Here is a 12,650-nt window from a genome sequence, read left to right as displayed (position 1 = left end):
AATGAACCTCCCCGCAGCAGAGCTGCGAGGTATCAAAGGGGTTTGAGAAGCGATTTTGCATGGGAAGGGGACACGTCGTTTCCCCTTCCACACCAACCCCTTCCTTGTTTTTCACCCCGTAGCAGAGCTCCGAGGAATTCTTTTGATTAAATCCATCGCCAACAGCTGCAGCGTCAGCCTGATCCAAAAGGGTGTACGGCTTCATCGGTCCGATTCGCCATCATCAACAGCACGGCACGATGGTTCAGGACCATGGCATATACCTGGCCTGTCTCCCGGGTTAGCAGTTGCGCCTCATCCAGAAGCACCTCGGCTCCGGCCAGATCATCCGCCTCAATAAGAATAGCCACTTTGTTGCACAGGGCCTGAGCCATCACCCGCTGGTCGTCGCAGCGTCTGGCGGCGGCAATGGCTGCATCGTAAAACAGCCGTGCGTCTTCGGCTTTACCCGCGTGCCGGTAGCTATTGGCGATGCTGTTCAGGCTGCGAGCCACACCCGCCTGCTGATCGGTGAGGGAATAGTGCTCGTGGGCAGCAAGAAAATGCTCCATGGCCTTGCGATTACACCCCTTCTGATACCAATAGATACCCCGTTTCAGCTCCCGATCCCCTTCGTCGGAACCGTCGGCAGACGAGGTCGCCGGTGGCGAGGCGGCACAGGCACCGATTCCCAAGATTGCCAGGACCAGTATTGGGACAAGGGATTTTTTCATCATGAACCTTCCATTTTCAAGTTAGGTTGGACGGATACGACAGCATCTGGCAACCTGGGTCCATTGACCAGCGGCGGGTCAATCTCCGCTGCTGCGCCGATCAGGGTCCAACCATCCGGTAGTAAAAAATGCCGATGTATTCGTGAAGGGCCTTGGCAGAGGTATGCAAGGTGCCGGCCCGGGGCAACAGGTGGCGCCAGGTGTAAGGGATGTTCCTGGACCCCAGAAAGTAGGCTGGAAACGGGGTCACCTGCATACCGGCGGCATCAAATGCCATCCGGGACCGTTTCAGGTGGTAGGCCGCGGTGAGCAGGATGGGTTTGGAAAAACCCTGCTGCCTGCAGATGGCGGCAGTCAGCCGGGCATTCTGCGCCGTATCCCGGGCCCGGTCTTCCACCGTAATTGATTTTTCCGGCACGCCCAGGTCCATCAAAAACCGTTTGGCAATTGTCGCTACGGCAGAATCTGCTTCATCGTGGTCCCGGCCACCAGTGACGATAATGGGCAGGCTTAACCGTCGGTAAAGTCTCACGGCGGTGACGATCCGGCCCATTGTTGACGGCGATGGCGTCGACGTACCGGTGAGATCCGGCACGCCCTCAATCAACCCGCCGCCCAGCAGGATGATCACATCTCCCGACGGATTCGCCGGGATGGAATACTCCGACTCCAAGCCTTGAATCAAAAAAGTGGACAGTGGAACGGTAGAAAGCGCCCATAGCATCAGCCCCACGACCAGGTTCGACAACCCCAGTTTCCATCGTTTCCGGTAAACCATCACCAACGAAATCAACACGATCGCCAGGATGAAGATACCCGGCGGCAGAATAAACGGGGTGATCGTTTTTTTGAGCGCAAACATGGCCGTCTCTTTCTCATTCCCATGGATAGGCCGACATCGGAGGCGATTTCTCTATTGGGCAGTTATACCTCGTTTCGGATTCCCGGGTCAAATGCATCGATGAACTTCAGAATCGTTGACAGTTCAACGACGCTATGGGAGTCTTTATAAAATTTCCAGACGTTTGAAAAACCACTGCTTTTACAGCCAAGAGGATCAATTGACGGATTATGACGCTATCGTGGTAGGCAGCGGTGCCGGCGGCCTCAGCGCTGCCTTGCGGTTGGCCCAGCAAAAGGTATCGGTTCTGGTCCTCGAGGCCATGCCGGCTTTCGGCGGGTATATCAACCCCTTCGTCCGCAATGGCTATCGGTTCGATACCGGTGTCCATTACCTGGGAAAACTGGGCCATGGCGGAACATTTCGGCTTCTTCTGGAACTGCTGGAACTTGACGACCAGCTGGATTTCGTCGAACTTGATCCAGACGGCTTCGACCGTTACGTGTTTCCGGATTTTGAGCTCAGGCTCTGCAAGGGAAAGCAGCGTTACCATGAGCGGCTGCAGCGACTTTTCCCCCATGAATCCAGGGCGATCAGTCGATACTTCAATTTAATGGACCGTTTGCTCAACGCCTTCTCCGATCCTCATGGTCCGCCCAAGAACCTGTTGGATCGCTTGCGGTATGCCTTCAGGCATCCGGTTCTGATAAAATATCACCGCGCCACCTACCAGCAGATGCTGAACCACATCACCCGCAACCCACGCCTGCAGGCGGCCTTGTCGGCCCACTGCGGCAACAGCGGGCTACCCCCTGATCGCGCGTCGGCCTTTTTGTGTATGATGCTGCTGGATCATTATCTTGACGGGGCCTACTATCCCAAAGGCGGCAGTGCCGCCCTGCGGGACGCACTTGTGGCGGCGATAGAAAAAAATAACGGTATCCTGAAGAACCGGACCCCGGTGAACAGTATCCGCCGGTCCGGCGCTGAATTTATCGTTTCCAGCCGATCCGGCGATACATTTACGGCAAGAACGGTGATCAGCAATGTGGATCCCCTGATCGCATTCCGGCAGTTAATTGATCCTGGAATGATCCCCCGACCGATCAAAAAAAAGGTGGCGGGCCTGCAGCCATCCGGCGGGTCGTTTTATGCATTTATCGGAACGCGAATGGATCCGACCGCGGCCGGCCTGACAGACGCCAATATCATTCATTTTGAGTACACGGATGTAAACCGGACCTTTGCCGCCGTTGCCGATCGGCAGGCGTCGGACCCGTTTCCGTATTATTTCATAACGTCGCCATCTTTGAAAGATCCTGACCATCGATACGCCCCGGACAGTTGCCACACCCTCGAAATCATCAGCGGCCTGGGTTATGACCATCCCTTCACACCCTGGTCCGGCACCCAGAGCCGCAGGCGCGGCGAGGACTATTCCAGGCTGAAGAAACAGATTGGAATGAGCCTTGTCCGGTCTGCCGAACGCTATATCCCCGATCTTGGCAGCAACCTCGATTTTGTCGAATTCGCCACACCGCTCTCCAACGAATATTGGGTCAACAGTGTCAGCGGTGGAAATTTCGGGCCCGAACAGACCCCGGCGCAATTCGGACCGGGGCGCTTTTTCGATTGCACGGCAGGCATCGAAGGGCTTTTTGTGGTTGGGGCCGGCGCCATCAGCGCAGGCGTGTTGAGCTGCATCGCCTCAGGTGTCTGGGCCGCCAATCAAGCCGTCGAGTTTCTCGAGGGCAACATCGACAGATAAAACGATCCCTGAAATCGTTCCGGGGCCCTTAAATAGTGATCACCTTGTCGGCCAGTTGCATGGCGGTAACGATGTCCAGCATGTTGGTGGTCTGGCCCACCTGTTTTTTCTCCAGCAGGTTGAAGTAATCCAGGCAGGTGCCGCAAACCAGGATGGTGAGGCCCTCTTCTTCCAACCCCTTCAGGTCTTCCAGGGTACCCGCGCCGTCGATGGTCAGCTTCACCCCACTGTTGACAAGTACCAGGCGCCACAGTTCGCCACCCATCTCCTTGAGGGTTTTGATGAAGTTGACCATCAGTTTGGCGCCCAGCAGGTCGTCTCCACTGCCCATGCGGTCCGCCGCCACCATCACCATAATCTTTCCCCCAGCGACGGCCGGCGCAGTCACCGTCGGCTTTGGCTCAGGAGCGACCCTCACCCCAGTGCCGATAACCGTGTATAGCTCGCCCGCTTGTTCGACGCAGGTACGATAGCCTTGTGATTCCAGATAACGGGCCACATTCTGCCGGGCCGGTTCATTGTCCACCAGCACGTCAATGTGCTGGGGGTGACTGTTCTCCACAGCCGCCTTGGTCTCCAGCACCGGTGCCGGACAGGACAACCCGCTTGCGTCAATCCTGGTCAATTCACAATCCTCAATTCGTCATTAAACGATCTGAATGATTCCGGCCGGGTAGTCCACCACCTCGCCGATGATGGCCGCATGCTCCACGCCTTCGCTTTGGAGATGATCCACCAGCCCTTCTGCCGAGGTCGGCGCAACGGAAATGCACAGCCCCCCTGAAGTTTGGGGATCGTAGATGATGTCCTGCATGGCTGGGTCCACACCCTCGTCCATGTCCACCATCTGAGCACGGAAACTCCGGTTCTTGTGGGCACCGCCCGGGACCATACCCATTGCTGCAAACCCGAGTGCCACGTCGATGATGGGCAGTTTCTCCAGCACGATCTTCAATCCCAGACCGGTTCCCTGCATCATCTCGGCCAGGTGGCCGATGAGCCCGAAGCCGGTGATGTCCGTACAGGCATGAACCGGGTATTCTCTCATCACCGTGGCGGCAGTCCGGTTCAGGGCCGCCATGATGGCCGTTACTTTCCGGGTGATCTCCCCCGAGGCCAGATTACCTTTGATGGCCGTGTTGACGATGCCCGTACCTAAAGGTTTGGTGAGCACGAGTCGGTCACCCACGTTAAGGCCCTGTTTGGTAAGAATCCGGTTGGGATGAATGAAGCCGGTCACGGAAAGCCCGTATTTGAATTCTTCGTCCTCCACGCTGTGACCGCCCAGCAGCACCACACCCGCTTCCCTGACCTTGTCGATTCCTCCCTGGATCACCTCTCTCAGGACGGAAAGGTCCATCCGCTTGAGGGGAAAGCAAACCAGATTCATGGCTGTTTTTGGCTCCCCGCCCATGGCATAGACATCGCTCAGCGCATTGGCCGCGGCAATCTGACCGAACCAATAAGGGTCGTCCACCACCGGCGTGAAAAAATCCACCGTCTGAATCAAGGCCAGATCGTCGGACACTTTGTAAACCCCGGCATCATCCGCCCGGGTAAGACCGACCAGTACATTGGGGTCTGTTGGAAAATCCAGCCCGCACAACGCCTTTTCCAGGTCCCCTGGAGGCAATTTGGACGCTCACCCGGCCCCCCTGACCGTCTCCGTCAGGCGAAGCGGTTTCAGGGTTGTGTTATTCTCAGCCATTTGGTTTCTCCCGGTTAGAGGGTAAGTTGGAAAGCGCCTGTTTTCGGTCCCCGATAGGAGCGTCTGTTTGGCTGGCGGCGGTATCGATTTCGTCCATCAACAGGTCCAGATCCAGCCCGTATCTGTCGGCCACCTGCTGCAGTGTATCGAACAGCGCCCGACAACAGATGCATTCGCCCGCTCGACGGTCCCATGCCTTGAAAACCGCTTCGGTTTCCCTGTGGCGGCTCAGTATATCCAATACCGTCATTCTGGGGTCAATGCAAGACAACCCGTTTTCAGACATATCTTCTCCTGGAGGCAAAGAGTAAGATTAATCGCCTTCGTTGCACAAATCAAATTGCAATAGACGATAAGGTAGATAGGACCTATAGAAAAATGCTATTTTGCACTGTGCGCCCGATGGCAATAGTCGGATGAAAACTCCGCCGCAAGGTCATCTGCCAATCTGAGCCCAATCGCGATGCGGAGAGCTTACATGATCCGCCGATTTAAAAAAGCACAGGAAAACGCCGTGACGCGGGGATGGCCATCCATCATGCAGTGCTTTTGTTTTTCAGCTCATCCCAAGCCTTCATGGCCCGGCGCTGGTGGGGAATGGTAATGGTTCCACCCACGATCAGGCCGATGAACAGCGCTTCTTCCAGCTCTTCACTGGAAACGCCCTCTTCATGGCAGCGGATCACATGGTACGTGATGCAGTCGTCGCAACGCAGCACGAAGCTGGCCACCAGGCCCAGCAGTTCCTTGGTCTTGACCGGCAGCACCCCTTCCCGGTAGGCCTGCGAATCGAGATTGTAGTACCGCTTGGTGCCCAGCCCGGCATATTTCATTACCAGTTCGTTGAGTGCCTGCCGTTCCTGCTGAAATTTTTCTATATCACCCATGGTTGGTTCCTCCTGTAACGTTTTGGCCGACTGATTCCGTTGCCCGTGCCTGATGTTGATCGCTTTCACCTTATACCTAAAAATCGGCGGAAAGGCCAAGAATGGAATTGAACCCTCTCCGCAGCCCCGATGAGCGGGATCTTTGCTTCGCTCCGACAAGCCGCGAGGAATGTGTTCGCTATTGCGGTTCAACCGTCAACGGATTGTTTTTTCCTGACTGACTGCAAAATATCATTTAGAGGGGCCGTGCGGACGCAAGGAATTAAAGGATATAGCGGGTGGCAAGAGGAACAACCGTTTACAGGCGGTTCCGGAAAAAGCGGATCACATATTTGATGTGATTTTTCATGGTCCGGTAGGCAGCGTCGGCGTCACTACTGCGGATGGCCTGATAAATGGCCTTGTGCTGTTGCAGGATCTCCACGATGTTGTCCGGATCTTCGTAAAGGTGCAGCAAGTTTTTCCGGATTCCCACGTGCAGAAAATCCGAGATATTCTTCATGATGTATACCTGCAGGGGATTTTTGGTTGCCCAGGCGATGGCCATGTGGAAGGAAAGATCCCCCTCGGTGCCAAGTCCGCCGGCGCAGGTATCGGCTTCCATATCCGCGATGGCATTTTCAATGGCGTCCAGATCCGCCGGGTTGGCTCGCTGGGCCGCCAGCGAAGCGGCCGTACACTCAATGCCCATGCGCATTTCCAGCAGGTCGATAAGACTGGCGTCCCGGGCCTCCATAACCGTGGCCAGCGGTATTTTCACGGCCTCGTCCATTGAACGGACGAAGGTGCCCTGACCCTGGCGCTGCTCTAAAAAACGGAGGGTAACCAGCTTGTTGATGGCTTCGCGGACTGAGTTGCGGCTGACATTCAGGGCTTCGGCGAGTTCCCGCTCGGTCATGATCTTTTGGCCGGGCTGGTAGTCGCCGCGAAAGATCAGTTCCCGCAGTTGGTCGAACACCTGATCGGAAATTCGCTTGGGATTGATCGGTTTAAGCCGCATTTTCATTCGTCCAGGGCTTCTGCCAACAATTCGATGGGATGCCGCACGGTGATGCTCGCACCGGCCTGGGAGAGCATGTCCGAGATCTGGATCATGCAGGCCGGACATCCCGTGGCCAGCACGTTGGCACCGGTATCTTTAATCTGAGCCGCCTTTTTCATCCCAATCCCTTTTGAAATGTCGTAATATTGCAGGTTGAAACTCCCACCCATGCCGCAACACCAGTCGGATTCGGCCATCTCCGTCAGCTGGCATCCAGGGGCGGCCTTGATCACGGCACGGGGTTCGTTGAACACCTTCAGGCTTTTCTTCAGATGGCACGGGTCGTGGTAGGTGACGGTACAGGCCTTGCCAGCTGATTTCGACAGCGGCTTGAGCGCCGTCTCCCTGACCAGAAACTGATTGATGTCCATGGTCCGCCGGGCCAACCGGGTGGCCGCGTCACGGGTGCGCTCGTCTGCCAACTTCGGCCAGACCTCGTGAATGGTGGAGGTGCAGGTGGCACAGGCGGTGACCAAAAAATCGAATTCACCGCTTTCGAAGCGTTCCAGGCTGTGGTCCAGCAGTTTTTGAAAAGTGGGAAGATCCCCGCTGGACAAAGCCGGAATACCGCAGCATCCCTGGTTTGCCGGCAGAAAGATCCCAACCCCTAAGTGATCCAGGACTTTTATGGTGCTGTGGGCAATCGCGGGAAACATCTTGTCGATTAGGCACCCGGTGAAAACGGCCACTTTGATCCCCGACTTTCCAGCCGGACGATCCATAGAAGGCACCTGCCGGTGAAAGGGCACCGGGGCCAGGGTTCTGAAATGGCGGTCCTGGATCAACGGTGACATCACTCGGGCACAGGAGGTTCCGATGATGTCATTGACCGGACGGGTAAAAATCTTTTGAAACCGGGCCCCCCACTCGACCAATCGATCGAAGAGCTTTGGGTTGGCCAGCATGCCTTTCAGAATCAAACGCTTGGCCGGCGACAGGCCCATATACCCGGTGAGGATGGCCCGGGCCTTGAGAAAGATCTCCTGCACGCTGACCCCGCTGGGGCAGTTGGCCGCACAGGATCCGCACAACAGGCACTTGTTAAGCCGTTGGTAGACCCCTTCGGGATCGTCGAAAATCTGTTCCATCAATCCGCTTAGCAGGGCCAGCTTGCCCCGGGCCACGTCGGCCTCTCGTCCGGTCTGATCGAAGACCGGGCAAACGGACTGGCACATGCCGCAACGCATGCATACGACCAGCTGATCTTCCAGTTCCCGCATGAGGCGGGCGAGTGCGTCCATTGATGCCATGATCAGAGATAGGCTTTCGCGGCGATTATTTTGCCGGGATTGAGAATGTTTTTTGGATCCAGGGCCCGTTTGAGCCGTGAAGAAAAAAGGATCGTTCCGGCACTGGTCTCTTTTTCCAGGTAACGGCATTTGGCCAGGCCGGTGCCGTGTTCGCCGGAAAGCGTACCGCCCATTTTCAGCGCATCATCGAAGATGTCGTCGATGGCCTTCTCCACTCGCTCCCATTCGGCATGGTTGCGCTTGTCGGTCAGAATCGTAGGGTGCAGGTTACCGTCGCCGGCATGGCCGAAGGTACCGATGGTCAGATCATAGCGTTTGGCAATCCGCTGGATGGCGACGACCATCTCCGGGAGACGGCTGCGCGGCACCGTGGCGTCTTCGAGCACCAGGGTCGGCTTGAGCTGGGCCAGGGCGGAAAGAGCCGCGCGGCGAGCAGCCCACACCCGGTCCCGTTCAGCCGCGTCCTGGGCCACGCGAACCGAGGTCGCCCCCATAGTCCTGCAAAGGGCCTCCACACGGGCGGCGTCTTCTTCCACCTGCGCCGCGTGGCCATCCAGTTCTATCAGCAGCATGGCGGCAGCGTCTTTGGGCAGGCCGGCCTTGCTGAAATCTTCCACCGCCCGGATCGTAAAATTATCGAGAAACTCCAGGGTGGCCGGAACGATCCTATCGGCAATAATGGCGGCAACGGTTTCGGATGCCCGCTCCAGGGATTCGAAAACGGCCATCATGGCCTTGCGGTGGGCCGGCAGCGGGATCAGTTTGAGGATGATTTCGGCAAACACGCCCAGGGTGCCTTCCGATCCGACCATCAGTCCGGTGAGGTTGTACCCGGTGGCACATTTGACCGTCCGGGATCCTGATTTGACCAGGTTGCCCTCCACATCGAAAAAGCTCATCCCCATCACATAATCGCGGGTGACGCCGTATTTCAGGCCGCGCAGGCCGCCGGCGTTTTCAGCCACGTTGCCGCCGATCGTGGAAACGGCCTGGCTGCCGGGATCGGGCGGATAAAACAGGCCTTTGGCTTCCACGGCGGCAGCCAGTTTGGCCGTGACCACACCGGGCTGGACCACGGCATACATATCCGCCTCGTTGATCTCCAGGATCGATTTCATGCCGTTGGTGACGATGACCACCCCGCCGGGCAGGGGCACGGTGCCGCCGCTCAGGTTGGTGCCGGCACCCCGGACGGTCAGGGGCAAATTGTTGTCGTTGCACAGGCGCACCGTCTTTCCCAGGGCCTCGATTGTTGTGGGGCGTGCGATCAGCCCGGGCTGCACGGGGTCGACGACAGCGGCGTCGTAAGAGTAGGTGTGCAGATCGGTGGCATCGGTCCACGCGTTATCGTCACCCACGATGGTTTTGAATTGACGGACAAGAGAATCAGCGATCATAGAATATTTCCTTTTACTTCCGAATCAGCAGGACCAATTCCTTGGGACCGTGAACCCCGAACACCAGAGTAAACTCGATGTCGGCAGTCTTGGACGGACCGGAGATCAACAGGGCGTTGGTGGGCATGCCGTCGGCCCAACGTTCAACGGCCATCATCTCTGCCAGCGAGTTGTAGATCGTGTCGGCATCGAGCACCGCCACGTGGACCGTCGGCACCAGGGACATCAGCCGCGGTTCGTGCGGTGTGGGCCAGAGGACCACGACACCAGTCTCGGCCACTCCCGCGCGGACGCTGGTAATGCCGGCATCCATCTGAAAGAGGTCTTCCTTGAAGGTTTCCACCGGCCCGGTGTAAGCCACCAGTTCCGGCAGTCCTTCGGTATCGGATGCCCAAGCCGTTTCGATTGCCGAACCAATCGGCGCCTCCGGACCGTAAAGGAGCCGTTTCCAGCCCTTCTCACGGGCCAGTTCCCGAAGTTTTTCCAGCCAACTGCCAGTGTCTACGATGTGGACCTCGGTGCGGATGGCCGCCATCAGTGTGGCCAGGCGTTCGATCTTCGCATCCCGATCGAGAGACAATTCCGGCGGCAGCGGCGCCTCTGGAACCGTCGTCTGCTCCGCACCGGAAGCGTGCAGACGGGCCAATATGCGATCACGGGCATTCTGGTGGCTACTCATCTTTCACCCCTTCGTTGCGTGCGCGTTCGTGAAGGCTGGCACGGGCCACTTTGGGCGACGTGCGAACACGCGTCCATTTTTTAAGTGGGCCAACCCTGGGCATGCGTTTTCCAACCTTCCCAGCCAGGCGGGTGCCCATTTCATTGAGCATGGGTGAACGGTTGGCCAGTTCCCAACCTTTCCACACCAGCGTTTCGGCCAGATTTTTCTTGTAGCCGCCGCCTTCGACCACGGCGCTGCCGTCCTGATCGTAGCTTTCGTTGCGCAACCGCCGGATCAAATCTGGAATCGGGATCCGAACGGGACACACTTCGCCGCAGGCCCCGCAAAGGCTGGACGCGGTGGCCAGCACACCGGCCCGTTCGAGCCCCTCCATCTGCGGGGTCAGGATCTTGCCGATTGGGCCTGGATAGACATGGCCGTAGGCGTGGCCGCCAATGCGAACGTAGACCGGGCAGTGGTTGAGGCAGGTGCCGCAGCGGATGCAAAGCAGGGTCTGGCGGAACTCCGGATCGGCCAGCATGCGCGAACGACCGTTGTCCAGAATGACCAGGTGCACCTCCTTGGGTCCGTCTTTTTCTTCGCTCTTGCGAGGGGAACTGATCATGTTGACATAGGTGGTGATCACCTGCCCGGTGGCCGATCCGGTCAGCAGCCGCAGCAGGGGCGGCACATCGGAAAGCTTTTCGATGACTTTTTCCAGGCCCATCACGGCCACATGAACCTCGGGGACGGTGGTGCACATGCGGCCGTTGCCCTCGTTTTCCACCAAGAGCAGGGTGCCGGTCTCTGCGATGGCAAAATTGACGCCGGAGAGTCCCACCTTGGCCGCAGCAAAGCGCTTGCGCAGCACCCGTCTGGCGATGGCGGTCAGCTCCTCCACGTCTTCAGTATAGGGCGTGTCCGGAATCTTATCGTGAAAGATCGCGGCTACTTCGTCCTTGTTTTTGTGAATGGCCGGTACGATGATGTGCGAGGGGGTTTCATGATTGAGTTGGATGATGAACTCACCCAGATCGGTCTCAACGGCTTCAATGCCCTGCTCATCGAGAAAATGGTTCAGGTGCATTTCTTCGGAGACCATCGATTTGCCCTTAACGATTGCCGGCGCATCGTGGCGGTGCATGATATCCAGAACGATCCGGTTGGCCTCGTTCGTATCTTCGGCCCAATGGACCTGGATACCGTTTTTGGTGCAGTTGGCTTCAAGCTGCTCCAGCAGCCGGGGCAGCTGTTTCAACGCGCGGCGCTTGATAGCATTGCCGGCCGAGCGCAGTTGTTCGAGATATTCGCTGTCCGGAAAAACCGCGCGGCGCTTGTCGACCAAAATGTCCATCGCGTTGCGCAGGTTTTTGCGCAGTTGATCATCGGCCAGCGCCCCGGTGACATTGTGTTCAAAATCGAATCGTGTGTGATTACCCATTGGTTCTCTCCCACAGGAATTCAGCCAGGTGTTTGCCGGCAATCGCCACACCGGCGTGTTCCATGGCGCCGCTGATGTTCATCAGGCACCCGCAGTCACCGGCCACCAGCGTCGTGGCGCCGGTTCGACGGATATCGTCCACCTTGTCCTTGACCATGGCGGCCGATATGGCCGGCTGCTTGACGGCAAACGTGCCGCCAAACCCGCAGCACTCCGTCTCGCGTTCCAGTTCCACCAAGGTCACGTTTTTCAACTGCCGGATCAAGGCCTTGGAATACCGGATCACATTCATTTCGCGCAGGGCGTGACAGGAGCTGTGCCAGGTGATCGTCAGCGGATCGCCCCGGTCTTCGAGTTCCACTGCCAGCACCGTGGCCAGGTACTCGGACCATTCATAAACCCGTTCGGAAAAAAGGCGCGCAGCGTCCTCATCGGGTGTACCGGCGAACAAGTCCGGATAGTGATGCTTCATCATGCCGGCACAGGATCCGGAAGGCACGATGATGGGGTAGGGTTTGGCAAACACACGGATCTGCTTAAGGGCAACGGCCCGGGCCTCGCGGGTAAAACCGGAGTTGTAGGCCGGCTGGCCGCAGCAGGACTGATCCGGGGGGAATACCACCGTTACACCAAGCGATTTAAGCAGCCTGATGGCCGCCATCCCGGCATCGGGATAGACGGCATCCATCAGACAGGTACCGAAAAAATAGGCCGTGTTGGATCGATCAGAATGGTTTCGGGATTGCATAATAATTTCCTTGGGTATTGGCATCAGCCCCCGAAAAACAGCGCCGGCAGCCAGGTAACCAACGCCGGGAACAGGACCAGGATGACCAGGCCGATCAACTGCAGCAGTACGAAAGGCATGATACCGCGGTAAATGTGCATCATTGTGTATTCCGGTGGCGCCACCCCCTTGAAGTAAAACAGCGCATAGCCGAA

14 protein-coding genes are annotated in these 12,650 nt (G+C 57.6%); 1 reads left to right on the top strand and 13 read right to left on the bottom strand.

All coding sequences use genetic code 11. The features are described 5' to 3' along the window. The 3 genes from QNK41_RS13490 to QNK41_RS13480 form a co-directional block, all read right to left on the bottom strand. The coding region (locus QNK41_RS13490; protein ID WP_319257777.1) for a hypothetical protein at positions 1-205 on the bottom strand (205 nt) is incomplete at its 3' end. Then, positions 174-716, bottom strand: coding sequence for a tetratricopeptide repeat protein (locus QNK41_RS13485; RefSeq protein ID WP_319257775.1), 543 nt, complete (start codon positions 714-716; stop codon positions 174-176). The genes QNK41_RS13490 and QNK41_RS13485, both read right to left, overlap by 32 nt. Positions 717-813: 97 nt before the next feature. Next, on the bottom strand, positions 814-1,575 hold the full coding sequence (locus QNK41_RS13480; RefSeq protein ID WP_319257773.1) for a YdcF family protein: 762 nt from the start codon (positions 1,573-1,575) through the stop codon (positions 814-816). A gap of 199 nt (positions 1,576-1,774) precedes the next feature. Here QNK41_RS13480 and QNK41_RS13475 point away from each other — a divergent pair, with 199 nt between their 5' ends. Further along, positions 1,775-3,322 carry an NAD(P)/FAD-dependent oxidoreductase gene (locus QNK41_RS13475; protein ID WP_319257771.1) on the top strand — a complete coding sequence of 516 codons (1,548 nt, stop codon included), beginning with the start codon at positions 1,775-1,777 and terminating at the stop codon, positions 3,320-3,322. A 28-nt stretch (positions 3,323-3,350) separates the two neighbouring features. Here the strand turns inward: QNK41_RS13475 and yedF are convergent, their stop codons facing one another. From yedF to QNK41_RS13425, 10 genes are all read right to left on the bottom strand, one after another. Further along, positions 3,351-3,947: a sulfurtransferase-like selenium metabolism protein YedF gene (gene yedF / locus QNK41_RS13470; protein ID WP_319257769.1), complete on the bottom strand. Its 597-nt coding sequence runs from the start codon at positions 3,945-3,947 to the stop codon at positions 3,351-3,353. Positions 3,948-3,968: 21 nt separating this feature from the next. After that, positions 3,969-5,030: a selenide, water dikinase SelD gene (selD, locus tag QNK41_RS13465; RefSeq protein WP_319257767.1), complete on the bottom strand. Its 1,062-nt coding sequence runs from the start codon at positions 5,028-5,030 to the stop codon at positions 3,969-3,971. Continuing rightward, on the bottom strand, positions 5,023-5,316 hold the full coding sequence (locus QNK41_RS13460; RefSeq protein ID WP_319257765.1) for a hypothetical protein: 294 nt from the start codon (positions 5,314-5,316) through the stop codon (positions 5,023-5,025). Before QNK41_RS13460 ends, selD begins: the two co-directional genes overlap by 8 nt. 250 nt (positions 5,317-5,566) lie before the next feature. Continuing rightward, a complete protein-coding gene (locus QNK41_RS13455) occupies positions 5,567-5,917 on the bottom strand; it encodes a carboxymuconolactone decarboxylase family protein (RefSeq protein ID WP_319257763.1) in 351 nt (116 codons plus the stop codon). 298 nt (positions 5,918-6,215) lie between these two features. Next, positions 6,216-6,917: a FadR/GntR family transcriptional regulator gene (locus QNK41_RS13450; protein ID WP_319257761.1), complete on the bottom strand. Its 702-nt coding sequence runs from the start codon at positions 6,915-6,917 to the stop codon at positions 6,216-6,218. A 2-nt stretch (positions 6,918-6,919) separates the two neighbouring features. Next, a complete protein-coding gene (locus tag QNK41_RS13445) occupies positions 6,920-8,200 on the bottom strand; it encodes a (Fe-S)-binding protein (RefSeq protein WP_319257759.1) in 1,281 nt (426 codons plus the stop codon). Positions 8,201-8,211: 11 nt separating this feature from the next. Beyond that, a complete protein-coding gene (locus QNK41_RS13440; RefSeq protein WP_319257757.1) occupies positions 8,212-9,606 on the bottom strand; it encodes an FAD-binding oxidoreductase in 1,395 nt (464 codons plus the stop codon). Between the two features lie 13 nt (positions 9,607-9,619). Beyond that, complete coding sequence (locus QNK41_RS13435; protein WP_319257755.1) at positions 9,620-10,285, bottom strand: lactate utilization protein; 666 nt, start codon at positions 10,283-10,285, stop codon at positions 9,620-9,622. Then, the gene (locus QNK41_RS13430; protein ID WP_319257752.1) at positions 10,278-11,708 is read right to left on the bottom strand and encodes a LutB/LldF family L-lactate oxidation iron-sulfur protein; all 1,431 of its coding nucleotides are present in this window, start codon (positions 11,706-11,708) and stop codon (positions 10,278-10,280) included. The genes QNK41_RS13435 and QNK41_RS13430 overlap by 8 nt, the downstream gene beginning before the upstream one ends. Further along, positions 11,701-12,456, bottom strand: coding sequence for a (Fe-S)-binding protein (locus QNK41_RS13425; protein ID WP_319257750.1), 756 nt, complete (start codon positions 12,454-12,456; stop codon positions 11,701-11,703). The genes QNK41_RS13430 and QNK41_RS13425 overlap by 8 nt, the downstream gene beginning before the upstream one ends. Between the last annotated feature and the right edge of the window lie 194 nt (positions 12,457-12,650).

Source organism: Desulfosarcina sp., from assembly GCF_033791525.1.
In the GTDB taxonomy this organism is placed as follows: domain Bacteria; phylum Desulfobacterota; class Desulfobacteria; order Desulfobacterales; family Desulfosarcinaceae; genus Desulfosarcina.
The sequence above is the reverse complement of the archived record's forward strand: the minus strand, read 5'-3'. Positions and strand labels throughout refer to the sequence as shown.

Bases quoted from the DNA above. Each gene is read 5' to 3' on its own strand.
- QNK41_RS13485 (WP_319257775.1), bottom strand. From the start codon at position 716: ATGATGAAAAAATCCCTTGTCCCAATACTGGTCCTGGCAATCTTGGGA.
- QNK41_RS13480 (WP_319257773.1), bottom strand. From the start codon at position 1,575: ATGTTTGCGCTCAAAAAAACGATCACCCCGTTTATTCTGCCGCCGGGT.
- QNK41_RS13460 (WP_319257765.1), bottom strand. From the start codon at position 5,316: ATGTCTGAAAACGGGTTGTCTTGCATTGACCCCAGAATGACGGTATTG.
- QNK41_RS13455 (WP_319257763.1), bottom strand. From the start codon at position 5,917: ATGGGTGATATAGAAAAATTTCAGCAGGAACGGCAGGCACTCAACGAA.
- QNK41_RS13450 (WP_319257761.1), bottom strand. From the start codon at position 6,917: ATGCGGCTTAAACCGATCAATCCCAAGCGAATTTCCGATCAGGTGTTC.
- QNK41_RS13445 (WP_319257759.1), bottom strand. From the start codon at position 8,200: ATGGACGCACTCGCCCGCCTCATGCGGGAACTGGAAGATCAGCTGGTC.
- QNK41_RS13440 (WP_319257757.1), bottom strand. From the start codon at position 9,606: ATGATCGCTGATTCTCTTGTCCGTCAATTCAAAACCATCGTGGGTGAC.
- QNK41_RS13435 (WP_319257755.1), bottom strand. From the start codon at position 10,285: ATGAGTAGCCACCAGAATGCCCGTGATCGCATATTGGCCCGTCTGCAC.
- QNK41_RS13430 (WP_319257752.1), bottom strand. From the start codon at position 11,708: ATGGGTAATCACACACGATTCGATTTTGAACACAATGTCACCGGGGCG.
- QNK41_RS13425 (WP_319257750.1), bottom strand. From the start codon at position 12,456: ATGCAATCCCGAAACCATTCTGATCGATCCAACACGGCCTATTTTTTC.